The sequence below is a fragment of the Micromonospora sp. PLK6-60 genome (assembly GCF_019890675.1).
In the GTDB taxonomy this organism is placed as follows: Bacteria; Actinomycetota; Actinomycetes; order Mycobacteriales; family Micromonosporaceae; genus Micromonospora.
In genome coordinates this window covers 46871-70350 of record NZ_JAIOAA010000020.1, presented here as the reverse complement: position 1 = coordinate 70350, position 23480 = coordinate 46871, and the positions used below count along the sequence as shown (strand labels likewise).

Here is a 23480-nt window from a genome sequence, read left to right as displayed (position 1 = left end):
AGGGGCCCCCGCTTAACACCCCGCCCGGGTCGGTGCCGGGCGGCGCGGCTCGGCGTGCCGGTGGCCCGGACCGTAGGATCGCCGGTGTGACAGGGGCGGAGCGGCACACCGGCGACGGCATCCAGGGCGGCCTGGCGGACGGCCTGGAACGGCTCTGGACGCCGCACCGGATGACCTACATCTCGGGAGAGGACCGGCCCGAGGGCGGCTACGAGAAGCCCGCCGGCTGCCCGTTCTGCCTGGCGCCGGACCTGCCGCCCGAACAGAGCCTCGTGGTGGCCCGGGGCGAGCGCGTCTTCGCGCTGCTCAACCTGTACCCGTACAACCCCGGGCACCTGCTGGTCTGCCCCTACCGGCACGTGGCCGACTACACCGAGCTGGACGGGCCGGAGACCGCCGAGCTGGCCGCGTTCACCCAGGACGCGATGCGGGTGGTGCGGCGGGTCAGCAACGCGCACGGCTTCAACCTGGGCATGAACCAGGGCGGGGTGGCCGGCGCGGGCATCGCCGCCCACCTGCACCAGCACGTGGTGCCGCGCTGGGGCGGCGACGCGAACTTCATGCCGGTCGTCGCCCGCACCAAGGTCCTGCCGCAGTTGCTCACCGACACCCGCGACCTGCTCGCCAAGGCCTGGCCGGCCTGACCGCCCGCGCGGCCTGACCGCCCGCGCGGCCGGGTCCGTCGGGGTAGCGCGGGGTCCGTCGGGCAACCGGCCGGTCCGCCGGGGTCAGCCGGTCGCGCGTAGCGCGGCGACCACCTCCGGCCAGCTCTCCACCCGGCGTACGGCGCCGAGGTGGAGCACGTGCGCCGCCACCTCGGCCGGGCGCGGGCGGAACAGGTACCGGTGGTCGACGGTGCCCAGGTAGCCGAGCACCTCGAGCCGGTCGTCGACGAAGTGGGTGAGCCCGAGCCGGGCGGCGATCGGCGCCTTCTCCGGCCGGGAACGGCAGAAGTGCAGCCGGTCCGGCCCGATCCCGGTCCGGGTGTGGAAGTCGTGGTGGGCCAGCCACTCCCGGGTCCGCTGCTCGGTCGCCTCGCCGCACTTGGACACCACGTGCACCTCGTCGACCAGCCCGACCAGGGTCGCCAGAGCCTCGAACGCGCCGGCCACCGCCGGGGTGCGGCGCCAGTGCGCCCCGAAGAACGAGGTGTCCTCGTCGGAGTCGGCCGGCTCGATGATCACGCCGCCGACGTCCACCCCCATGCGCCGCATGTGGTCGATGATTGCACCATCGGTGACGATCCCGCCCGCCCGCTCCGTCGAGATGGCACGATGCCCCGGTGGCAGTGACGACGCGGACGTTGGGCCGCAGCGGCATCGAGGTCAGCGCCCTGGGCATGGGGTGCTGGGCGATCGGTGGCCCCTGGACCGAGGCGGGCCGGGCGTTGGGCTGGGGGCAGGTCGACGACGAGGAGTCCGTCCGCGCGGTCCGCCGGGCGCTGGACCTCGGCGTGACGTTCTTCGACACCGCCGACACGTACGGCGCGGGGCACGGCGAGCGGGTCCTCGGCCGGGCGCTGGCCGGCCGGCGGGACGAGGCGGTGGTCGCCACCAAGTGGGGTTACACGTTCGACGAGTCCGCCCGGCAGGCCACCGGGGAGGACGCGAGCCCGGCGTACCTGCGGCGGGCGGTGACCGCCTCGCTGCGCCGGCTCGGCACCGACCGGATCGACCTGTACCAGCTGCACCTGGGCGATCTGCCGGTGCCGCGGGTCGAGGCGCTGCTCGGCACCGCCGAGGAGCTGGTCGCCGAGGGCCTGGTGCGGGCGTACGGCTGGAGCACCGACCGGGCCGACCGGGCCGCCGTCTTCGCCCAGCGGGGCCGGCACGCCACCGCCGTGCAGCACAGCCTGTCGGTGTTGCGCGACGCCCCCGAGCTGCTCGCCGTCTGCGACAAGCTCGACCTGGCCAGCGTCAACCGGGGGCCGCTCGGCATGGGGCTGCTCACCGGCAAGTACGGCGCCGGCGCCACGCTGCCCCGCGACGACGTACGGGGGAGCGCGCCGACCTGGCTGGAGTGGTTCCGTGGCGGCCGGCCCGCCCCGGAGTGGCTGCGCCGGGTCGCCGCGGTCCGCGACGTGCTGACCGCGGACGGCCGTACGCCCGCCCAGGGGGCGTTGGGGTGGATCTGGGCCCGCAGCGGCCGGACGGTGCCGATCCCCGGCTGCCGCACGGTGGCCCAGGTCGAGGAGAACGCCGGGGCGCTGCGCCTCGGCCCGCTCGCGCCGGACCACTTCGCGGAGGTGGAGCGCCGCCTCGCCGCGGTCCGCTCGGCCGCCCTGCGCGACGCCGACCGCCCGCACTGGCCGATGCCCCCCATCCCCTCCGCCCGCCCCTGACCCGCCCCCGACCCGCCCGATGCCGTTGATCATGAAGTTTGCGCCCCGGGAAGCGCTCCCCGAGGGCGCAAACTTCATGATCAACGGGGTGGGCTCGACGGTCAGGCGGGGGTGTGTTCCTTGCGGATCTGGTCGGCGAGGTGGGTGGGCATGGGGTCGTAGCGGGCGAATTCGCGGCGGAAGGTGCCGGCGCCGGCGGTCATCGAGCGCAGCTCGACCGCGTAGCGGAGCAGCTCGGTGGCGGGGACCTCGGCGCGGACCAGGGTGCGGCCCTCGGCGTCCGGGTCCGGTTCGGTGCCGAGCACCCGGGCGCGCCGGCCGGACAGGTCGCCGAGCACCGTGCCCACCGCGGAGTCGGGCACCCGGATGGTCACCTCGTCGACCGGTTCCAGCAGCGCCGGCTGGGCCTTCTCGGCGGCGTCGCGCAGGGCGAGCGCGCCGGCGGTCTGGAAGGCGGCGTCGGAGGAGTCGACGCTGTGCGCCTTGCCGTCGAAGAGGGTCACCCGAAGGTCCACCACCGGGTGCCCGGCGACCAGCCCCCGCTCCATCTGCGCCCGGACGCCCTTCTCCACCGACGGGATGTAGTTGTGCGGCACCGCCCCGCCGACCACCTTGTCCACGAACTCGAAGCCGGTGCCCCGGGGCAGCGGCTCCACCTCGATGTCGCAGACGGCGTACTGGCCGTGGCCGCCGGACTGCTTCACGTGCCGGCCGTGCCCCCGGGCCCCGGCGGTGAAGGTCTCGCGCAGCGACACCCGCACCGGTTCGGTGTCCAGCTCCACCCCGCCGCTGCGCAGCCGGTCCAGCACCACGTCGGCGTGCGCCTCGCCCATGCACCAGAGCACCAGCTGGTGGGTCTCCGGGTTGCGCTCCAACCGCATGGTCGGATCGCCGGCGACCAGCCGGGCCAGGTTGCGCGCGAGGGCGTCCTCGTCGGCGCGGCTCTTGGCCACGATCGCCACCGGCAGCAGCGGCTCGGGCATCTCCCACGGGGCGATCAGCAGCGGTTCGTCCTTGGCGGAGATCGTGTCACCGGTCTCCGCGCTGCCCGACTTGGTGATCGCGCAGATGTCGCCCGCGACGCAGGCGGGAACCTCGCGCAGGCTGGCACCGAGCGGGCTGTAGAGGTGGCCGACCCGCTCGTCGGCGTCGTGGTCGGGGTGCCCGCGGTCGGTCATGCCGTGCCCGGACACGTGGATCAGCTGGTCGGGTCGGAGCGTGCCGGAGAAGACCCGGACCAGGGAGACCCGGCCGACGTGCCGGTCGACGGTGGTCTTGACCACCTCGGCGACCAGCGGGCCGTCCGGGTCGCAGGTCAGCGGGGGCCGGGGCGAGCCGTCCACGCCGGTCACCGCGGGCAGGTCGTGCTCCGGCGGCGACGGGAAGCCGGCGGTCAGTACCTCCAGCAGCGCGTCGAGGCCGACCCCGGTCTCCGCGCAGACCGGCACCACCGGATAGAAGTGGCCGCGGGCGACCGCCTTCTCCAGGTCCTCGATGAGGATCTCCGTGCCGATCTCCTCGCCGCCGAGGTAGCGGTCCATCAGGGTCTCGTCCTCGCTCTCGGCGATGATCCCCTCGATCAGCTCGTTGCGGGACTCGGCGATGGCCGGCAGGTGCTCCGGGTCCGGCTCGCGCACGTCGGCGGGGAGCCCGCCGGTGTAGTCGAAGACCCGCTGGGTGATCAGCCCGAGCAGGCCGGCCACCGACACCCCGTCGTCGCCGAGCATCGGCAGGTAGAGCGGGAGCACGTTGTCGCCGAAGACCCGCTGGCACAGCGCCACCGCCTCGTCGAAGTCGGCGCGCGGGTGGTCCAGCCGGGCCACCGCCACCGCGCGGGGCATGTCCACCGCCGCGCACTCCTCCCACAGCGCCGCGGTGGCCGCGTCCATCCCGTCCACGGCGGAGACCACGAACAGCGCCGCGTCGGCGGCCCGCAGCCCGGCCCGCAGCTCGCCGACGAAGTCGGCGTACCCGGGGGTGTCGAGGAGGTTGACCTTGACGCCGTCGTGCACCAGCGGGGCGCAGCACAGGCTCACCGAGCGCTGCTGGCGGACCGCCGCCGGGTCGTGGTCGCAGACCGTGGTGCCGTCGACGACACTGCCGGCCCGGCCGATCGTGCCGCTCGCCACGAGCAGCGCCTCGACCAGACTGGTCTTGCCCGCGCCGGAGTGCCCGACGAGCACCACGTTGCGAACCCTGTCGGGCCCGGTCACCACCGGCGCTGCGCCGGTGACACCCTTCTCCTGATTCCTCTGCGCCATTCGGGCGCACCTCCCTCAGCCGGTGGTTGGTGGCGACCGCCGCGCGCGACGGGGAAGCGGCCCGGGCGGGTTCCGCGGCGATATCCTCCGGGGGTCTGCTGCCAAGCGGGTACGGGACGGGCGGCGGGGTGAGCTGGCTCACCCGCCTGGTCCGATCTCACACCCGTTTGCCGGGCCGGCACAAGCCTCCAGGCTGACCGGGCGTATCGCGCGACCTCGCCGGCCGTTATCGTGGGACCGCCATGGCGAAGATCTTCCAAGTGTCGGCCCGCGCGGGGATGACCCGCGTCGTCGAGCCGCTCGCGCGCGGCCTGCTCCGCGCCGGCGTGACCCCCAACGCGGTCACCGTGACCGGTACCCTCGGCGTGCTCGTCGGCGCCCTCGCCTTCGGCGCCCGCGGCCACCTGGTCGCCGGCGCCCTGATCGTGACGGTCTTCGCGCTGACCGACCTGCTGGACGGCACGATGGCCCGGATGAGCGGCGGCGCGACGCGGTTCGGCGCCTTCCTCGATTCGAGCATGGACCGGGTCGCCGACAGCGCGGTCTTCGGCGCGGTGGCCTACTGGCTGGCCACCGAGGGCGACCGGGCCGGCACCGCCGCCGCGCTGATCTGCCTGGCCGCCGGCGGGCTGGTCTCCTACGTCAAGGCCCGCGCCGAGGGCCTCGGCATGAGCTGCAACGTGGGCATCGCCGAGCGCACCGAGCGGCTGCTGATCGTCGGGGTGGGCGGCCTGCTCACCGGGCTGGGCGTGCCGCTGGCCCTGGAGATCGCGCTCTGGCTGCTGGCCGCCGTGTCGATCTTCACGGTCGGGCAGCGGATGGCGCACGTCTACCGGCAGGCCCAGTTGGTCGGCACGGAGTGAACCTCACCGAGCTCGGCTACCTGGCCGGCTGGCGCCTGGTCCGGGCGTTGCCCCGGCCGGTCGCGGCGGCGGCCTTCCGGGCGGGCGCGGACCGCGCGCACCGCAAGGGCGGCGGGGGTACGGCCCGACTCCGCGCCAACCTGCGCCGGGTGGTCGGCCCCGACCTGCCCGAGGCCGAGCTGGACGACCTGGTCCGGGCCGGGCTGCGCTCGTACGCCCGGTACTGGCTGGAGGCGTTCCGGCTGCCGTCGCTGAGCCGGGAGCAGATCCTGGCCGGCTTCCGGCTGGACGGGGTGGAGAAGCTCGCCGCCGACGTGGCCGCCGGGCGGGGCGCGGTGGTGGCGCTGCCGCACGCCGGTAACTGGGACGCGGCGGGCGCCTGGGTGGCCGCCACCGGCTGGCCGATCACCACGGTCATGGAGCGGCTCAAGCCGGAGGGCGTCTACGAGCGGTTCCTGGCCTTCCGGAATGAGCTGGGGATGGAGATCCTGCCCACCCACGGCGGCCCACGCCCGGCGTTCGACGTGCTGGTGGACCGGCTGCGGGAGGGGGCGGTGGTGCCGCTGCTGTCCGACCGGGACCTCTCCGCCCGGGGCGTGGAGGTCGACTTCTTCGGCGGCCGGACCCGGATGCCCGCCGGCTGCGCGCTGCTCGCGATCCGCACCGGCGCCCCGCTCTACGTCGCCTCGATGTGGTACGAGCCGGACGCCGCCCGCGCGTCGATCGACGGCCCGCTGCCGCTGCCCGACGAGTCGACCGGCCCGCTGGACGAGCGGGTCAGGGTGCTGACCCAGCGGATTGCCGACGGTCTGGCGGCGGGCATCGCCCGGCATCCGCAAGACTGGCACATGTTGCAGCGGATGTGGCTCGACCAGCCCGGCCGGGGTGGTGGGGCGGCCCCGACCCGGCCGGCCGCCGCCGGCCCGGTCTGAGTGGGCCCCGCGGTGGACGTGGCGCGACGGAACCCCACGGGCGCGGACGAAAGGCATTGACGTGCGGATCGGCATCGTGTGCCCGTACTCCTTCGACGTCCCCGGCGGGGTGCAGAACCACGTGGTGGACCTGGCCGAGGCGCTGATCGGGCTGGGCCACGAGGTAAGCGTGCTGGCCCCGGCCGACGACGACGCCCCGCTGCCGCCGTACGTGGTGTCGGCCGGGCGGGCGGTGCCGCTGCCGTACAACGGCTCGGTGGCCCGGATCGCGTTCGGCCCGGTCTCCACCGCCCGGGTGCGGCGCTGGATCAACCGCGGCGAGTTCGACGTGCTGCACGTGCACGAGCCGTTGACGCTGAGCCTGTCCATGCTGGCCGTGCTCTGCGCCCGGGGCCCGGTGGTGGCCACCTTCCACACCGCGATGACCCGGTCCCGGGTGCTGGCCGCCGCGCAGGGCGTGCTGCGGATCGTGCTGGAGCGGATCACCGCGCGGATCGCGGTCAGCGCGCTGGCCCGCAAGGTGCAGGTCGAACACATGGACGGCGGCGCGGTGGAGATCCCCAACGGGGTGACCGTGGCCCGGTTCGCCGGCGCCCGCCCGCTGCCCGCCTGGCCGGGGGAGTGCGGCCCCGGCCAGGGCGGCACGGTCGGTTTCCTCGGCCGGTTCACCGAGCCGCGCAAGGGCTTCCCGATCCTGCGCGACGCCTTCGTCGCGCTGGCCCCGCACCGGCCGGGGCTGCGCCTGCTGGTGGCCGGCCCCGGTGACCGGGACGACCTCTACGCGCGGTTCCCCGCCGAGCTGCGCGAGCGGGTGACCTTCCTCGGCCTGATCCCGGAGGTGGAGAAGCCGCGCATGCTGCGCAGCGTGCACCTGTACGTCGCGCCGAACACCGGCGGCGAGTCGTTCGGGATGATCCTCACCGAGGCCCTCGCGGCCGGCACCACGGTGGTCGCCAGTGACCTGGACGCGTTCCGCCGGGTGCTCGACGGCGGCCGGGCCGGGCGGCTCTTCCCCACCGGCGACGCGGTGGCGTTGCGCGCGGCGCTGACCGAGCTGCTCGACGACCCGGCCCGGCGGGCCGAGCTGACGGCCTGCGGCGACCAGGTGGTCGCGCACTTCGACTGGCCGGTGGTGGCCCGCCGGGTGCTGGAGGTGTACGCGGCCGCGATCGAGGCCACCGACGGGCGGGTCATCGACCAGGAGTGGGCCGGGCTGCCGGAACGGATGTGACGTTCGCGTGACGGCCGCCGCGTCCCCGATGACCGGAAACCCCGCCCCCGTACGATGCCGGGCATGTGGTGGCTGGTGGGTACGGGCCTGGTGCTCGGGCTGGTGGCGGCGTACCTGATCTGGACCGCCGGTCGGGTCGAGCGGTTGCAGGCCCGGGCGGAGCTGGCGGCCCGTGCGCTCGACGCCCACCTGCTGCGCCGCGCGGCGGCCGCCGCGGTGCTCGCCGAGCGCCGCTACGGCGTCGAGTTGTACGCGGCGGCCCGGATCGCGCTGGACGCCGCGCCCGACGAGCGGGAGGCGGCGGAGAACGACCTGACCCGCCAGCTGCGGACGGTGGACCTCGACCCGGCCGACCGGGACTGCGCGGCGGTGATCGCGGCCAGCCGCCGGCTGGCCCTGGCCCGCCAGGTGCACACCGACCTGGTGCGGGACGCCCGCTCGGCGCGCGGCCGGCCGCTGGTGCGGCTGTTCCGGATGGGGCGGCGGCACAGCTGGCCGCGCTACTTCGACATCGACGACCCGACCCTCACCGTCCCCGCCGACGTCACCACCGGCTGACCGCCCCGCCGAGGCCGGGCCGGTCCGCCGCATGTCGGCCGGTCCTCGTCTGGGTTGGGGGCCGGGATGCGGCATGTCGGCCGGTCCTCGTCCCGGGGTGGGGCCGGGGTGCGGGATGTCGGGCGGTCCTCGTCCCAGGTGGGGCCGGGGTGCGGGATGTCGGGCGCGAGCGGGCGGCCAGGCGGGGTGACGGCGGACACAGGGCAGGCCACGGGGGGGTTGATTGGCTGTCGGTTCCGGGTCGACGGCGTCGTAGCCTTCTCCCGAACGACCCCGGCCCGTAGCCAAGGAGCGATGCCCCGTGTCCGAATCCACCTCCCCGAACCCCGGAACCGGCCCCGCCGTCGGCACCGCGCGGGTCAAGCGCGGCATGGCCGAGATGCTCAAGGGCGGCGTGATCATGGACGTGGTCACCCCCGAGCAGGCCAAGATCGCCGAGGACGCCGGCGCGGTCGCGGTGATGGCGCTGGAGCGGGTGCCCGCCGACATCCGTGCCCAGGGCGGCGTGTCCCGGATGAGCGACCCGGACATGATCGACGGCATCATCGCCGCCGTCTCCATCCCGGTGATGGCCAAGGCCCGGATCGGCCACTTCGTCGAGGCGCAGGTCCTCCAGGCGCTCGGCGTCGACTACGTCGACGAGTCCGAGGTGCTCACCCCGGCCGACTACGCCAACCACATCGACAAGTGGGCGTTCACCGTCCCCTTCGTCTGCGGTGCGACAAACCTGGGCGAGGCGCTGCGCCGGATCACCGAGGGCGCGGCGATGATCCGGTCCAAGGGCGAGGCCGGCACCGGGGACGTCTCCAACGCCACCACCCACATGCGCAAAATCCGGCAGGAGATCCGCCGCCTGGCGTCCCTGCCCACCGACGAGCTGTTCGTCGCCGCCAAGGAGCTCCAGGCCCCGTACGAGCTGGTCAAGGAGGTCGCCGAGACCGGCAAGCTGCCGGTGGTGCTGTTCACCGCCGGCGGCATCGCCACCCCGGCCGACGCCGCGATGATGATGCAGCTCGGCGCCGAGGGCGTCTTCGTCGGCTCGGGCATCTTCAAGTCCGGCAACCCGGCCCAGCGGGCCGCCGCGATCGTCAAGGCGACCACCTTCCACGACGACCCGGACGTGCTGGCCAAGGTCTCCCGGGGCCTGGGCGAGGCGATGGTCGGCATCAACGTCGACGAGATCCCGCAGCCGCACCGCCTGGCCGAGCGCGGCTGGTGACGTGCAAGGAAGGGCCCCCTGTTAACGCATTCTGCATAGCAGGGGCCCCCTCTTAACAGCCGGAGGGAGGGACCGTGACGGTCATCGGTGTGCTCGCCCTGCAGGGCGACGTCCGGGAACACGTCGCGGCGCTGGCCGGGGCCGGCGCCGACGCCCGCCCGGTCCGCCGGCCGGCGGAGCTGGACGCCGTCGACGGGCTGGTCATCCCGGGCGGGGAGTCCACCACGATCAGCAAGCTGGTCGACATCTTCGAGCTGCGCGAGCCGATCGACAAGCGGATCGCCGCCGGCCTGCCGGTCTACGGCTCGTGCGCCGGGATGATCATGCTGGCCGCCGAGGTCCTGGACGGCCGGTCGGACCAGCGCGGCTTCGACGGCATCGCGATGACCGTGCGGCGCAACGCGTTCGGCCGGCAGGTGGACTCGTTCGAGGCGCCGGTGGCGCTCACCGGCGTCGACGGCGGGCCGTTCCACGCGGTCTTCATCCGGGCGCCCTGGGTCGAGCGGGTCGGCGACGGCGTCGAGGTGCTGGGCCGGGTCGCCGAGGGGCCGGCCGGGGACCGGATCGTGGCGGTCCGGCAGGGCAACCTGCTGGCCACCTCGTTCCACCCGGAACTCACCGGCGACCTGCGGCTGCACCGCTACTTCGTGGAGATGGTCCGCACGGCGTCCGCCGGCTGATCGTCGCGTCGACCAGCGCCGCGGGGTCCGCCGGCGACCGGGCGGAGGGCGCCGGGATGGCGGCCCAGCAGGCGGTCCAGCGCGTCGGCGGTGGCGGCGTCGGCGGGCGACTGGACCACGAGTCGCTGCTGGTCGTCGGCGAGTGCCAAGGTTTCGTACGCCAGGCGGAGCGGCCCGACCTCCGGATGCCGCAACCGGCGCACGCCGCTGGACCGCGTCGCGACCGGCCGGCGCCGCCAGCGCGAGGTGAACGCCGTGCCGACGGTGCGGCCGAGCCGTTCGGCGAACGCGTCGGTGGCGGCGTCGCCCTGGCGCAGCCGGTGCAGCTCGGCGACCTGCTGGTCGGCCAGCTCCGCCCAGTCGGGGAAGTGCTCCCGGGCGCGTTCGTCGGTGAAGACGAACCAGACCAGATTGGGTCGGTCGCCGTCGAACAGGCCGAGCGTGCGGGCCAGCCGATCGAACGGTTCGTTCCAGGCCAGCACGTCGCCCAGCCGGTTGAGCAGGTACGCCGGCCGGTCCCGCAGCGAGTCCAGCAGGGCGCGCACCTGCGGGCGGACCGTGAGCGAGGCCGACGGGCGCCGCCCGGAGCACAACTGGCTGCTGTGGTTGGCCGAGGCGAGTTGCCGCAGGTGTTCCCGGTCGTCCGCGTCGAGCCCAAGCGCGTCGGCCAGCGCGGCGAGGATCTCCGGTGAGGGACGGCTGTCGCGGCCCTGCTCCAGCCGGGTCAGGTATTCCACGCTGACCTGCGCCAACGTCGCGAGTTCCGCCCGGCGCAGTCCCGGCGTGCGCCGCCGGGGGCCGGCGGGCAGTCCCACCTGCTCGGGTCGCACCGCCTCCCGTCGGCTGCGCAGGAACGCACCCAGTTCGCCGTCCATCACGGTGCCAGTCTGCCGCTGCCGGTGGCCGCGAGGGTGTCCCCGTCAGGGCCACCCTCGCGCCGGCCTCCCGCCCGGGCCGGTGCCTCGGTTCGATGGGGGCATGGACAAGAAACCTTTCGTGATCGGCGTGGTCGTGGGCAGCAGTCGGCCGGGCCGACGGGGGCCGGCGGTGGCGGGATGGCTGACCGAGGTGGCCGCCCGGCACCCGTCGGTACGCTCCGGCGTGGCGGCCGTCGAGGTGATCGATCTCGCCGAGCAGCGGCTGCCGCTGCTCGACGAACCGGTGCCGGCGCGGTTCGGCGACTACCGGCAGGAGCACACTCGGTGCTGGTCGGCGGTGGTGGCCGGGTGTGACGCCTTCGTCTTCGTCACCCCGGAGTACAACCACTCGATCCCCGCCGTGCTCAAGAACGCCATCGACTACCTGGACGCCGAGTGGCGCGGCAGACCCGCCGGTGTGCTGTCCTACGGCGTTGATGGCGGCGGGTGGGCGGCCGGGCACCTGCGGGACATCCTCAGCGAGGTGGGGGCACGGGTGGTGGACGAGCACGTCGAGCTGGGGCTGTTCGCCGACTTCGAGTGGCCGGGCGGCGAGCTGTCCGACCCGACCGCCGTCGCGCGGGTGGCGCCCGGCGAGGACCGGGCGGCGGCGGTCACGGCGCTGCTCACCGACCTGCTCGACGCCGCACGCGAGCCGGCACCGGTGGCGTGAGCATGGAGACGGTCCTGATCCGGTACCGGGTCCGCCCGGACCGGCTGGACGAGCACCTGTCAGTGCCCGGCGAGGTGTACGAGTGAACTGTCCGGCTCCGGCCGTCCGGTTTCCGGGGCTGTCGGGCCAATCTGAAGGAGCGCTGCGAGCAGCGGGACGTGGCGGCGTTCACCGTGCTGGGGTCGTACGGCATGGGTTAGTGGTTTGAACCGAAACACGCGGTCTGTGGTGATCGGCGCGGTCGGCGACGTGCGGCGGGTGACGGTCACCCGCCGCACGTCGGTAGGATTGTCGAGATTCGGCAGGGCCATCTGCCCGTCACGGCTTCCACCAGAGCTGACCGGCACCTCCGCGTGCGCCGGCGGGAGCGGGACGTGCGCGGTGCGGTCGATGCAGACGGCGGGTAGCAACGGAGGTAACAGATGTCCGGCCACTCAAAGTGGGCGACGACCAAGCACAAGAAGGCGGTCATCGACGCCAAGCGCGGCAAGATGTTCGCCAAGCTGATCAAGAACGTCGAGGTCGCGGCGCGTACCGGCGGCGGTGACCCGGCCGGCAACCCGACCCTCTTCGACGCCATCCAGAAGGCCAAGAAGAACTCGGTCCCGAACGACAACATCGACCGCGCGGTCAAGCGCGGCTCCGGCCTGGAGGCCGGCGGCGCCGACTACCAGACGATCATGTACGAGGGCTACGGCCCGAACGGCGTCGCGCTGCTGATCGAGTGCCTGACCGACAACCGCAACCGCGCCGCCACCGAGGTACGCACCGCGCTGACCCGCAACGGCGGCTCGTTCGCCGACGCCGGCTCGGTGTCGTACATGTTCTCCCGCAAGGGCGTGGTGATCGTGCCGAAGGCCGGCACCACCGAGGACGACGTGATGCTGGCGGTCCTCGACGCCGGTGCCGAGGAGGTCAACGACCTCGGCGAGGCGTACGAGGTGGTCTCCGAGCCGACCGACCTGATCGCGGTCCGCACCGCCCTGCAGGACGCCGGCATCGAGTACGAGTCGGCCGAGTCCTCCCTGATCCCCAGCGTCAGCGTGCCGCTGGACGAGGAGGGCGCGCGCAAGATCTTCAAGCTGATCGACGTGCTGGAGGACAGCGACGACGTGCAGAACGTCTACGCCAACTTCGACGTCAGCGACGAGATCATGGCGGCCGTCGGCTGACCCTGGCCGAGCCCGGCCCCGCCGTGAGCACCTCCCGGACAGGTCGCTGTCCGGGAGGTGTCTTTCGTCGACCGCCGTTCACCCGAACCGGCGCGTACCGATCGGTCCTACTCCTTGCGCAACGAGGCGTTGATCCCGGCGGCGATCGCGAGGCCGGCCGCCCAGCCAACCAGGATCATGAGCCAGGTCCAGATCAGCAGCTGCGTCCCCCAGGCCTTGCTGGCGTCGGGTATCCACTTGTCGACCTGGTACAGGTTCAGCAGGGGAATCATCAGTTGGACCGAGTACGCGGCCGGATTGAAGCACGGATAGTTGTCGGGGCAGTGGTTGGTGTCGACGTGCGGACCGGTGTCGGTGCGGGCGCCCGCCGGCTCCATCAGATCGTGGTGCTCGGCGCTGTGGTAGAGAAACGCGTTGGCGATGATGAGCGGGATGACCACGTACAGCGGCCGGTGCAGTTTGTAGCCGTACCCGACCACGATGCCCAGGAAGTGACTCCACACCTTCGAGGCGCGCGTCAGGTTGTCCTTCCGGCGGAGTTGGTTCAGGCCGGTGATCGCGACCTCGCGATTCTCCCGATCCCGGCCCGCCGTCCGGTACACCTTGCTGAGCTGCTGGTACGGCTGGAGCGAGTAGTGCCGCATCCGGTTGAGGATCTCGATGCGTTGGCGGTGGGTGAGGCTGCTGTCGACACTCTGGTAGGTGAAGCCCTCCCACTCCGCGCCGTCGTCCGGCCAGCTCACCTCGCGGTCCTGTAGCCGGTTGACGGCGGCGTATCGAAGGTCGATCGTCCTGGTGGGCCGCTCCGCCGGCAGCAGGATGAGGGACCCCCGGGCGCGCAGCCCGAAGGCGTCCAGTGACGTCTCGTCGGCGTGGGTGAGGTGGGCACCGGTCAGGTCCACGTCCCGGTCGACGTTCGCGTCCCGGAGCCGGACCTCGCCGACCGCCCGGAAGCCGTGGGTGAGCAGCACGTCGCCGTGCCCGACCAGGCCGGTCAGGTCCAGCGCGACGCCGCCCGGGGCCTTGAAGGCGCCGCCGCGGCAGTCGAGCTGTCGGCCGACGGTGCCCCGGGTGAGTCGGACCTGGCCGATGGCGCGGAAGCCCTCGTTGAGCGTGACATCGCCCTCGGTGGTCAGGCCGTCCGCGTCGAGCGCGACCCCGTCCTCGCACTCGAACAGGCCGCCCGAGCAGGCGACCGCCTCGGTGACGCTGGCCCCGCACAGCCGCACCTGACCGTGGGCGGTGAAGCCCTGGTCGAGCTTGGGATCGCGGTCGAGGTAGACGCTGCCCCGGCAGAGCAGCCCGGTCGCGTCCAAGGCGTGGCCGGAGGGATTCTCGAAGTGGCCCCCGGTGCAGGTGAGTTGGCGCTCCAGGTGCGCGCCGACCAGCCGTACGGCGCCGCGGGCACGGAAACCCCGGTCGAGGTAGACGTCCTTGGCGGCCAACCGCTCCGCCACGATGGCCGCGTCGGCGTGGCCGTCGAACGTGCCGCCCGAGGCGCTCAGCTCGCCGGCGATCTGCGCGCCGACCAACCGTACGGTGCCGGTCGCCTGGAACCGCTGGTCGAGGTAGCAGCCGATGGTGGCGTGCAACGAGTCGGCGCGCAGCGCCAGCCCGCTGGGATTGTTCAGCACGCCGTTGCGGAACGAGACCAGGTCAGCCCGTGCCCAGCAGAGCCGCACCTCCCCGTAGGCCTGGAACCCCTCGTCGCAGCGCAACTCCCGGCCCACGGTCACCCAGCTCGCGTCGATGGCCGTCGCCGAGTCGTTGCGGAACTGCCCGCCCCGGCAGTCGAGATCGGCCGCGACGTAGCTGGAATCCAGCGTCACCCCGCCGGTGACTACCACCCGGTCCAGGAACAGCCCGCCCTCGATGACCATGTCCGGGCCGTGGAAAGCGGCGCAACTGGGCCGGTGGTTCAGCTTGCTGCCGCTGAGTCTCAGGTCGTGCTCCAGGTGGGCGCCGGCGAAACTGGCCCCGTCGATCTCGCAGCGGACGGCACTGATGTCCTTGCAGGCGCGCAGGCCATCGGCGGTGAGGCCGTTGAGGTGGCAGTCGTCGAACTCGATCGGCTCGTCGCACGTCGCTCCGGTCAGGTCGACCCCGTCGCCGAACCAGCAGTGACGAAACGTCAGCGGGTGCGTGAGCCGGAGCCGGGCAAGGTCCAGCCGGCCCCGAATCCGGGCGCCGACGAGGACGACCGGCTTGTCGAGGGCCGAACAGAGAAACCGGACGGCGGCGGCACCCACCTCGTCGCCGAGCCGCTCGTCGAACGCGGCCGGTTTGCCCTCGGCGACCCGGTCGAGCATCCGCCACTCACGGGCGTCGGGGGTGAAGTCGAGGTGCTCGCGCCAGTCCCCGCCCCCCACGACATCCTCCCGACACCGTCGGCTCCGGCCGGCCGAGGCTTCAGCCTCTTGTCGGCAGAATAACCGCAGCTCAGAGCCGTGCGGACCCGATCGGCGGACTCGCCGACGCGCCGGCGGAGGACGCCACGGTGTCAGCTCACCGTCTCGCGCTCGCGCCAGGCGGTGCGCAGCGAGGTACGGCCGTTGGTGCGCAGCAGCGACCCCTCGTACACCCGGGCCCCGGCGAGCAGGAACCCGACCGCCGTCACCAGCAGCACCAGCAGCGACACCGGCAGTTCCCAGCCGGCCGCGTCCCCGGTGAACAGCCGCACCGGCATCGCCGTCGGCGCCGAGAACGGCAGGTAGGACAGCACCCGCATGACGGTGGCGTTGTCGTTGAAGAAGATCACCGCGAAGAACGGCAGCATCACCGCGAGCTGCACCGGCATCGCCACACCGCCGATGTCCTCCAGCCGGTTGACCAGCGCGCCGGCCGCCGCCCACATCGCCGCGATCAGCACGAAGCCGAGCAGGAAGAACGGGATGAACCAGCCGATCGCCGGCCCCAGCAGGGACAGCAGGCCGCTGTTGTCGCCGACCGCCGTGCCGACCACCGCGACCAGGGCCACCAGGCCGATCTGCCCGAGCGCCAGGATGGTGCCGGCGATCATCTTGCCGGCCAGCAGGGCGCGCACCGGCACCGCGGCGACCAGGATCTCCACGATCCGGGTCTGCTTCTCCTCGATGATGCTCTGCGCGATCTGCACCCCGAAGGTCTGCGAGGTGACGAAGAAGACGAAGGCGAAGGCGAACGGCACCAGGAAGGCCAGCACCGGGTCCACCGCGTCGGGGTCCAGCAGCCGGACCGGGGGTTCGTTGCTCAGCGCGGAGATCACCTTGTCGGGGGCGTCGGTCATGGCGAGCACGGCCGGGCCGGCGACGACCGCGGCGTCCACCTCGCCGTCGCGGACCGCCCACTCGGCGGCGGCGTCGTCGGGCACCGTGCGCACCTCCAGGCCCGCCGCGCGCAGCGGGCCGGCCGCCGCCTCGGTCGCCGCCACGCTGGGCGGGCCGCCGGCCAGCAGCGGCGGCAGGAAGGTCGCCGCCGCGGCGATCAGAAAGAAGATCAGCGTGCTGATCAGGAAGGTACGGTCGCGCAGCTTGACCCGGATCTCCCGGGCGGCGACCAGGCGGCTGGCCTCGACGGTGTTCACTGGGTGACCTCTCGGAAGATCTCGGTGAGGGACGGGGCGACCGGGCGGAACGCGCGCACCGGGCCGCGGGCCAGCGCCGCGTGCAGCACCGGCTGCTCGTCGGCGCCGGGCGCGAGGTCGAACACGGCGCGGGCGCCGTCGAGGTCGACCAGGCTCACCCCGGGCTGGTCCCGCAGCCAGCCGGCGTCGGTCTCCACCACCAGCTCGAACCGGGGCGAGGTGTACGCCGCGCGCAACTCCTCCCGGCTGCCGGCGGCGCGGATCGTGCCGTCCGCGATGATCACCAGGTCGTCGCAGAGCCGTTCGACGACGTCCAACTGGTGGCTGGAGAAGAGCACCGGCGCACCGGCGGCGGCCCGCTCGCGCAGCACCGCCACGATGGTGTCCACGGCCAGCGGGTCCAGGCCGGAGAAGGGCTCGTCGAGCACCAGCACCTCGGGGTCGTGCACCAGGGCGGCGGCGATCTGGGCGCGCTGCTGGTTGCCCAGCGACAGCGTCTCCAGCAGGTCGTCGCCCCGCTCGGCGAGCCCGACCCGCTCCAGCAGCGCGTCGGTCGCCCGGCGGGCGGCCTCGGTGGTCAGCCCGTGCAACCGGCCCAGGTAGACCACCTGCTCGCGGACGCTCATCTTCGGATAGAGGCCCCGTTCCTCCGGCATGTAGCCGAAGCGCCGCCGGGCCTCCCGGCTCAGCGGGGCGCCCTGCCAGGTCACCTGCCCGGCGTCGGCGGCGAGCACGCCGAGGACGATCCGCATGGTGGTGGTCTTGCCGGCGCCGTTGCCGCCGACGAAGCCGGTCATCCGGCCGGCGACCACATCGAAGGACACATTCCTGAGCACCTGCCGGTCGCCGAAGCTGCGGTCGACACCGTCGAGGCGGAGCACGCTGGTCACGGCGTAACGCTAGGGCGTCGATGATCGGCTGCCGTCCGCCCGCCGACGGAGATCGGCCCTCCGCCGCGCGGCGGACGCCCTCACCCGCCCGGCCGGACCACCCCGTTCTCGTACGCGAAGACCACCGCCTGCACCCGGTCGCGCAGGCCGAGTTTGGCCAGCACCCGGCTGACGTGTGACTTCACGGTGGCCTCGCCCAGCCGCAGCGCGGCGGCGATCTCGGCGTTGCTGGCGCCCCCGGCGACCAGCACCAGCACCTCCCGCTCCCGGGGCGTGAGGTCGCGCAGCGCCGCCGCCGGATCGGACCCGCCGCCGGTCGGGGCGCCCGGCCGGGCGAAGGTGGCGATCACCCGCCGGGTGATCTCCGGGGCGAGCAGACCGTCGCCGCGGGCCACCACCCGGATCGCCTCGACCAGGGCCTCCGGGGTGCCGTTCTTGAGCAGGAAGCCGCTGGCCCCGGCGCGCAGCGCGGCGAACAGGTAGTCGTCCCGGTCGAAGGTGGTGAGGATCAGCACCGCCGGCCCGTCCCCGTCCGCGCTGATCCGCCCGGTGGCCGTCAACCCGTCGACCCCGGGCATCTCCACGTCCATCAACACCAGGTCGGGACGGAGCGCGCGGGCCATGGCGACCGCCCGTTCGCCGTCGGCCGCCTCGCCGACCACCTCGATGTCGTCCTCCACCTCGAGGATGACCCGGAAGCCGGCGCGGACCAGATGCTGGTCGTCGGCGAGCAGCACCCGGATCGGCGCGCCGGCGTCGCCGGGCGGGAGAGGCCCGGCGCTCATGCCGGCCGTCCCGCCGTGACCGGCAGCGGGAAGCGCACCCGGACCCGCCAGCCACCGCCGGTGCGCGGACCGGCGGTGAGTTCACCGCCGTGGGTGTGCACCCGTTCGCGCATCCCGATCAGGCCCAGCCCGTCGGCGTTCGCCGCCCGGGTGGCCCGGCCGTCGTCGGTCACCTCTACCTCCACCTCGTGTGCCAGGTAGCGGACCCGCACGTCGAGCAGGCTCGCCCCGGTGGCGTGTTTCAACGCGTTCGTGGTGGCCTCCTGCACCACCCGGTACGCGGCCTGGGACAGCGACTCGGGCAGCGGCCTCGGCTCCCCGTACACCCCCAGGGTGGCCCGCAGCCCCGACTCCCGGGCCCGCTCCACCACGGCGTCGAGCTGGTCGATCCCGGCGGCCCGCGCGGCGCGTTCGCTGTCGCCGTCGGAGGCCCGCAGCACGCCGAGCATCCGGCGCAGCTCCTCCACCGCCGTCCGGGCGGTCTCCTCGATCGCGGTGAGCGCCACCCGGGCCTTCGCCGGGTCCTTGTCGAAGACCCGCCGGCAGGCCGACGCCTGCACCCCCATCACCGAGACGTGGTGGGCGACCACGTCGTGCAGCTCGCGGGCGATCCGGACCCGCTCACCGACCACCGCGTGCTCCCGGGTCTCCGCCTGCGACCGGCGCAGCTGCTCGGCCTGCCGGGCCAGCTCGTGCTGCCGGCAGGCGGCGAGCCAGGCGGTCTCCCCGATGAAGTACGCGAACCCGAAGAAGAGGATGTTGACCAGCACCCCGGCGATCATCGCGGCGAGCATCGGCGGCACCGGCCCGATCGCGTCGGCGAACGGTTCGGCGCGCAGGTCGGCGTAGCGCAGCGCGTACGAGATGCCGAGCCAGCCGAACATGGCGCCGATCACGCCGAGCCGCAGCCGGCGCGACAGCCGGCGGTCCGGTCCCCAGGCGCCCAGGGTGTAGAGGGCGCCGAACAACGCCCACTGGGACAGCTGCCACTCGGGGACGGCGCGGGCCTGCGAGCCGATGAACGCGGCCGCGATGACCAGCGTGGTGGCGGCGGGGAAGCGCCGCCGCCAGATCAGCGGCAGCGGCACCGCGACGGTCCAGAGCACCTGTTCCAGGCCGGACGGCGGCGGCCCCAGCAGGAAGGTGCCGGTGCTGCGGGCCAGGGTGAGGCTGAGCAGGGCCAGGGCGGTGGCGCCCAGGCCGGCGTACCGGTCCAGGCGCTGCTGTTCGGCGGTGGGGCCCGGCCGCCGCCAGCCGTCGCCCGTCTCGGTGCTCACCCTGCCGAGGATGTCATCCGGGCCGTCGGTGCGCCCGCACCGGCCCGGTGACCTGCCGTCCCGCTCACAGTCAGCCGATGCCGTGGCCGGCCATCGGTGGCAGCGGGCAGTGCAGCAGGCCGCAGATCGTCCGGAGCAGCTCCACCTCGGCGACGGTCATCGTCCCGTCGTGGCCGATCACCGCCACCACCGCCGCGACCAGCCGTTCCTTGTCGGCCGGGCGCAACCCGTCGAGCACCGGCCAGGCGGTCTCCAGCGCCAGCACGCCGTTCTCCGGCGGCGCGTACGGCAGGTCGGTCCCGGGCAGCAGGGCGGCGACGCCGGCCCGGAAGGCCCGTTCGGCGGCGGACCGGTCGTCGTGCCCGATCTGGGCGAGGGTGGCGAGCAGGTAGCCCGCCGCGGTGCGGGCGTCGGTGAGCTTGCGCCGGTCGGTGCGCCAGCGGGAGTCCGGCCGCAGCGCCTCCTGCAGCTCGGACAGCAGCAGCCGGGACAGGCAGTATTCGGTCACGTCGATCGCGCCGTCGGCGTGGATCAGGGTGAACACGGTCGCCAGCAGCGCCTCCAGCTCGGGGCCCGGCCGGTCGCGCAGCGCCGGGAAGGTCAGCTCGGCCAGCGGCAGCCGCAGCGCGGCTGGCAGCCCGGCCGGGGCGTCCGCCGCGCGCAGGGCGGCGTCGGCCAGGGCCTGGCCGTGCCGCTGCGCCAGCGCGGCGTGCTGGTGTTGCCGGACCTGCGGGTCGGCGCTGAGCAGCAGGCCGAGCAGCAGCGGTACGGCCGCCGCCCGGTCGCGGGCCTGGTCCAGCAGGGGATCGGGGATCCGGTCGAGGATCGCCGCGGCGTGGGTGTAGGCGGTCTCGGTGGGGGCGGCCACCCGGCCCAGCACCTCGTCGGGTGAGACGCGTACCCGGGTGTCGGCCGGCGCGGCGGGACCCGCCGTGGGGGTGGCCGGGGCCAGGCCGAGGGCGACGTCCTCCTGCCGGCCCGACGGCGGCGCCGCCGCCCACCGCCGGGACAGTTGTTGCAGCTCGGCCGGGTCGAACGACGGCTCCAGCGCCCTGATCCGGTCGGCCAGCGGGGGATGGGTGGCGAACCAGGAGGCCCGGGCCGCCTCGCCGAAGAGCATGTGGCCGACCTCGTCGCGCTTGGGCGACCGCAGCTCGGAGCCGTCGCTCAGGCCGCCGATCTTCTTCAGCGCCCCGGCGATCCCCCGGGTCTGCCGGGTGTACTGCACCGCCGAGGCGTCGGCCAGGTATTCCCGCTGCCGGGACACCGAGGCCTGGATGAGCCGCCCGGCGAGGACGCCGACGTATCCGGCGACGAGCAGCGCCAGCCCGATCAGCGGCAACGGGTTCGCCCCGCCGCCGCTGTTGTTGCGGCTGCGCCCGCCGCCGAGCAGGCCGGCCTGCGTCAGGCCCCGACCGATCACGGTCAGGAAGAGGATGCCGAACAGCAGGCCCATCAGCCGGATGTTGAGCCGCATGTCGCCGTTGACCACGTGGGCGAACTCGTGGGCGATGACGCCCTGGAGTTCGTCGCGGTTGAGCCGTTGCAGCGCGCCCCGGGTGACCGCGACGGCGGCGTCGGACGGGCCCCAGCCGGCGGCGAAGGCGTTGATCGCCGCCTCCTCCGGCAGCAGGTAGACCTCGGGAACGGGCACGCCGGAGGCCAGTGCCATCTCCTCGACCACGTTGCGCAGCCGGCGCAGCTCCGGGTCGGTGGTGTTCGCCGGGACCGGCACCCCACCCAGCTCGCGGGCGACCTTCCCGCCGCCGCCGCGCAGCGCCAGCGTACGCACCAGCGCGGCCAGCCCGATCGCCGCGACCGTGCAGAGGCTGACCACGGCGATCAGTCCGAGCAGTTGCTCCGGCGGCCCGGCGGTGGCGTTGAACGCGAGCACCGCGGCGAGGTTGACCACCACCACGATGCCGATCACGGCCAGCACGAACAGCAGCACCAACCGGGTCGACAGCCGGCGGACCTGGCGCTGCCGTTCGAAGAAGTTCATCGGGGAATCAGAAGGAGACCTGCGGGGCCTGGCGCTGCTGCGGGTCGTCCGGCTGGAACAGCGCCGCCGGCCCGAATGAGAACATCCCCGCGAGCAGGCTGGCGGGGAAGACCTCGCGCTTGTTGTTGTAGGTCATCACCGCGTCGTTGTACGCCTGGCGGGCGAAGGCGACCCGGTTCTCCGTCGAGGTCAGCTCCTCCGACAGCTGCATCATGTTCTGGTTGGCCTTGAGGTCCGGGTACGCCTCGGAGAGCGCGAACAGCCGGCCCAGGGTGGCGGTGAGCATGTTCTCCGCGCCGCTGAGCTGCTGCATGGCGGCCGGGTCGCCGGGGGCCGCGGCGGCGGTGGCCTGCGCGTTGACGGCGGCGTTGCGGGCGTTGACCACCGCTTCGAGGGTCTCCCGCTCGTGCCGGAGGTAGCCCTTGGCCGTCTCGACCAGGTTGGGGATGAGGTCGTGCCGCCGGACGAGCTGCACGTCGATCTGGGCGAACGCGTTGCGGTACGCGTTACGGGCCCGGACCAGCCCGTTGTAGATCGAGACGCCGAAACCGAGCACCGCCACGACGATCAATACCAGACACACCAACCCGATGATCAGTTCCACGGCCGCTCCCTCGGTACGCGTCGGATCTGCGCTGATCATCGTACGTTCGTCGGTCCACCCTCCGCGCCTGGCCGGTCCGCCGACCCGGCACCGCCCGTCCGCCGGCGGTCGGACGGGCGAACGGGCGGGACGCCTGGCGCGCCCCGCCCGTTGCCGGTCGACCGCTCAGCGGGCCGCCCGACGGGCCTTGACCGCGCTGTCGAGCACGTCCCAGATCGTGATCAGGACGATCACCACCGCGCTGACCCGGGCGACGATGTCGATGCCACCGTCGCGCAGCCAGGCGAAGCGGTCGACGAAGTCGGGGTTGACCAGGCGACCGCTGAGCAGCAGCCAACTCGCCGGCACCGCGAAGGCCAGGTCGAGCACGGCGTTGACGCCGACCAGCGGCCAGGTCCACCGGCCGGCCCGGTACTTGGCGATCTCCAGCCCGATTCCGGCGACCAGGACGGCGAGGAGCACCGGGAGCCAGGAGGTCCAGAGCGCCGGGTCGAGGATCGGCAGCCGGTCGCCGTCGATCACCGTCTGGAAGTGCTGCCAGGGCAGGGCCGCGATGGTCAGCACCAGGAACACGATCGCGGCGCAGGTGTCGGTGCGGGTGACGTCCCGGTCGACCGGCTCGTCGGGGAGCTGGTCGACGGTCCAGTCCGGCAGGTCAAGCGGGGTGCCGATCCGCTCCAGCACCGCGAAGACCAGCGTCACCCAGAAGGCGGTCTGCACGGCGACGGTGAACGCGGTGGAGATCCCCGCGCCGACCGCCCCGCCGGGGTTGTCGGAGACGGTGGCCTGGATGCCGCCGACCAGCAGTCCGACGGCGGCCGGGACGGTGCTGACCAACAGGATCAGCAGTCGCCGCCAGGCCAGGTAGTACTGCGGGCCGATGAGCTGCAGCGGCCGGTCGCGGTAGCGGGCGGCCAGCTGGGCGGGGTTGCCCAGCTCGGTGAGCACCTCCCGCTCGGCGGTCACGGTGTCGACGCCGTCGGCGGTCCGGCCGTCGATCATGTCGGCGATCGAGGCCCGCAGCTCGTCGGCGATCTCCTCGCGCCGGGCGGTCGGCACGGAGCGCAGGGTGGCGGCCAGGTAGCGGTCGGTCAGCGTGGTCGTCATCGGGGGGCTCCTTCGATCAGGGCGGTGAGGGAGATCTGCACGGCGGCGAGGTCGTCGAGCAGCCGCCGCAGCATCTGCTCGCCGGCCTCGCTGGTGCGGTAGAACTTGCGCGGCCGGCTCTCCTCGGTGTTCCACTCGCTGGTCAGCAGCCCCTGGTCCTCGAGCCGCCGGAGCAGGGGATAGAGCGTGTTGGCGTCGACCGGGAAGCCGTACGCCGTGAGTCGTTGCAGCAGCGCGTACCCGTAGTCGGGGTGCCGTAGGGCGACCAGGCTGGCCACGACGACGGTGCCGCGCCGCAACTCCTGGAGATGGGTCCGCAGGATCTCGTCGTTCACCATGCGTCACACCATACCGTGTGGCACACACTATTGTCTACGCGCACTTCGTCGCGTGCCGGACATCAATG

General features: G+C 73.6%; 22 protein-coding genes. 10 read left to right on the top strand and 12 right to left on the bottom strand.

Going from position 1 to position 23480, the window contains the following annotated elements:
• The first annotated feature begins 86 nt into the window (after positions 1-86).
• Positions 87-644 carry an HIT domain-containing protein gene (locus tag K7640_RS26435; RefSeq protein WP_374198127.1) on the top strand — a complete coding sequence of 186 codons (558 nt, stop codon included), beginning with the start codon at positions 87-89 and terminating at the stop codon, positions 642-644.
• A gap of 84 nt (positions 645-728) precedes the next feature.
• Here K7640_RS26435 and K7640_RS26430 read toward each other — a convergent pair whose 3' ends face one another.
• A complete protein-coding gene (locus tag K7640_RS26430) occupies positions 729-1214 on the bottom strand; it encodes a hypothetical protein (protein WP_255609992.1) in 486 nt (161 codons plus the stop codon).
• Between the two features lie 125 nt (positions 1215-1339).
• Here K7640_RS26430 and K7640_RS26425 point away from each other — a divergent pair, with 125 nt between their 5' ends.
• Positions 1340-2341 (top strand): aldo/keto reductase, encoded by a 1002-nt coding sequence (locus K7640_RS26425; protein ID WP_222957664.1) that lies wholly within the window; start codon positions 1340-1342, stop codon positions 2339-2341.
• A 101-nt stretch (positions 2342-2442) separates the two neighbouring features.
• Here K7640_RS26425 and K7640_RS26420 read toward each other — a convergent pair whose 3' ends face one another.
• Entirely contained in the window at positions 2443-4602 is a 2160-nt protein-coding gene (locus tag K7640_RS26420; RefSeq protein ID WP_222957633.1) for an elongation factor G-like protein EF-G2, read from the bottom strand.
• A gap of 242 nt (positions 4603-4844) precedes the next feature.
• Between K7640_RS26420 and pgsA the strand changes: the two genes are divergently transcribed.
• From pgsA to pdxT, 6 genes are all read left to right on the top strand, one after another.
• Positions 4845-5465, top strand: coding sequence for a phosphatidylinositol phosphate synthase (gene pgsA / locus K7640_RS26415; RefSeq protein ID WP_222957632.1), 621 nt, complete (start codon positions 4845-4847; stop codon positions 5463-5465).
• The gene (locus K7640_RS26410; RefSeq protein WP_222957631.1) at positions 5462-6397 is read left to right on the top strand and encodes a phosphatidylinositol mannoside acyltransferase; all 936 of its coding nucleotides are present in this window, start codon (positions 5462-5464) and stop codon (positions 6395-6397) included. The genes pgsA and K7640_RS26410 overlap by 4 nt, the downstream gene beginning before the upstream one ends.
• Before the next feature lie 61 nt (positions 6398-6458).
• Complete coding sequence (locus K7640_RS26405; RefSeq protein WP_222957630.1) at positions 6459-7628, top strand: glycosyltransferase family 4 protein; 1170 nt, start codon at positions 6459-6461, stop codon at positions 7626-7628.
• A 54-nt stretch (positions 7629-7682) separates the two neighbouring features.
• Entirely contained in the window at positions 7683-8186 is a 504-nt protein-coding gene (locus tag K7640_RS26400; RefSeq protein ID WP_222957629.1) for a hypothetical protein, read from the top strand.
• A 301-nt stretch (positions 8187-8487) separates the two neighbouring features.
• On the top strand, positions 8488-9405 hold the full coding sequence (gene pdxS, locus K7640_RS26395) for a pyridoxal 5'-phosphate synthase lyase subunit PdxS (protein WP_222957628.1): 918 nt from the start codon (positions 8488-8490) through the stop codon (positions 9403-9405).
• Between the two features lie 74 nt (positions 9406-9479).
• A complete protein-coding gene (gene pdxT / locus K7640_RS26390) occupies positions 9480-10085 on the top strand; it encodes a pyridoxal 5'-phosphate synthase glutaminase subunit PdxT (RefSeq protein ID WP_222957627.1) in 606 nt (201 codons plus the stop codon).
• Here pdxT and K7640_RS26385 read toward each other — a convergent pair.
• Positions 10046-10960 (bottom strand): helix-turn-helix transcriptional regulator, encoded by a 915-nt coding sequence (locus K7640_RS26385; protein WP_255610005.1) that lies wholly within the window; start codon positions 10958-10960, stop codon positions 10046-10048. The two genes, pdxT and K7640_RS26385, sit on opposite strands and share 40 nt — an antisense overlap.
• 103 nt (positions 10961-11063) lie before the next feature.
• On the opposite strand from K7640_RS26385, the gene K7640_RS26380 reads away from it, so the two are divergent.
• Positions 11064-11675 (top strand): NADPH-dependent FMN reductase, encoded by a 612-nt coding sequence (locus K7640_RS26380; protein WP_222957625.1) that lies wholly within the window; start codon positions 11064-11066, stop codon positions 11673-11675.
• Between the two features lie 422 nt (positions 11676-12097).
• Positions 12098-12847 (top strand): YebC/PmpR family DNA-binding transcriptional regulator, encoded by a 750-nt coding sequence (locus K7640_RS26375; RefSeq protein WP_222957624.1) that lies wholly within the window; start codon positions 12098-12100, stop codon positions 12845-12847.
• Positions 12848-12954: 107 nt separating this feature from the next.
• On the opposite strand, the gene K7640_RS26370 is transcribed toward K7640_RS26375, so the two are convergent.
• From K7640_RS26370 to K7640_RS26330, 9 genes are all read right to left on the bottom strand, one after another.
• A complete protein-coding gene (locus K7640_RS26370; protein WP_222957623.1) occupies positions 12955-15216 on the bottom strand; it encodes a hypothetical protein in 2262 nt (753 codons plus the stop codon).
• Between the two features lie 131 nt (positions 15217-15347).
• Positions 15348-16409, bottom strand: coding sequence for an ABC transporter permease (locus K7640_RS26365; protein WP_222957622.1), 1062 nt, complete (start codon positions 16407-16409; stop codon positions 15348-15350).
• On the bottom strand, positions 16406-17299 hold the full coding sequence (locus K7640_RS26360; protein ID WP_222957621.1) for an ABC transporter ATP-binding protein: 894 nt from the start codon (positions 17297-17299) through the stop codon (positions 16406-16408). The genes K7640_RS26365 and K7640_RS26360 overlap by 4 nt, the downstream gene beginning before the upstream one ends.
• A gap of 80 nt (positions 17300-17379) precedes the next feature.
• The gene (locus tag K7640_RS26355) at positions 17380-18084 is read right to left on the bottom strand and encodes a response regulator transcription factor (protein ID WP_222957620.1); all 705 of its coding nucleotides are present in this window, start codon (positions 18082-18084) and stop codon (positions 17380-17382) included.
• Positions 18081-19361 carry a sensor histidine kinase gene (locus K7640_RS26350; protein WP_222957619.1) on the bottom strand — a complete coding sequence of 427 codons (1281 nt, stop codon included), beginning with the start codon at positions 19359-19361 and terminating at the stop codon, positions 18081-18083. Before K7640_RS26350 ends, K7640_RS26355 begins: the two co-directional genes overlap by 4 nt.
• A gap of 70 nt (positions 19362-19431) precedes the next feature.
• A complete protein-coding gene (locus K7640_RS26345; protein WP_222957618.1) occupies positions 19432-21363 on the bottom strand; it encodes a M48 family metallopeptidase in 1932 nt (643 codons plus the stop codon).
• Between the two features lie 7 nt (positions 21364-21370).
• Complete coding sequence (locus K7640_RS26340; protein ID WP_222957617.1) at positions 21371-21967, bottom strand: LemA family protein; 597 nt, start codon at positions 21965-21967, stop codon at positions 21371-21373.
• 165 nt (positions 21968-22132) lie between these two features.
• Positions 22133-23074: a permease prefix domain 1-containing protein gene (locus tag K7640_RS26335; RefSeq protein WP_222957616.1), complete on the bottom strand. Its 942-nt coding sequence runs from the start codon at positions 23072-23074 to the stop codon at positions 22133-22135.
• Positions 23071-23412: a PadR family transcriptional regulator gene (locus K7640_RS26330; protein WP_222957615.1), complete on the bottom strand. Its 342-nt coding sequence runs from the start codon at positions 23410-23412 to the stop codon at positions 23071-23073. The genes K7640_RS26335 and K7640_RS26330 overlap by 4 nt, the downstream gene beginning before the upstream one ends.
• Positions 23413-23480: the final 68 nt, after the last annotated feature.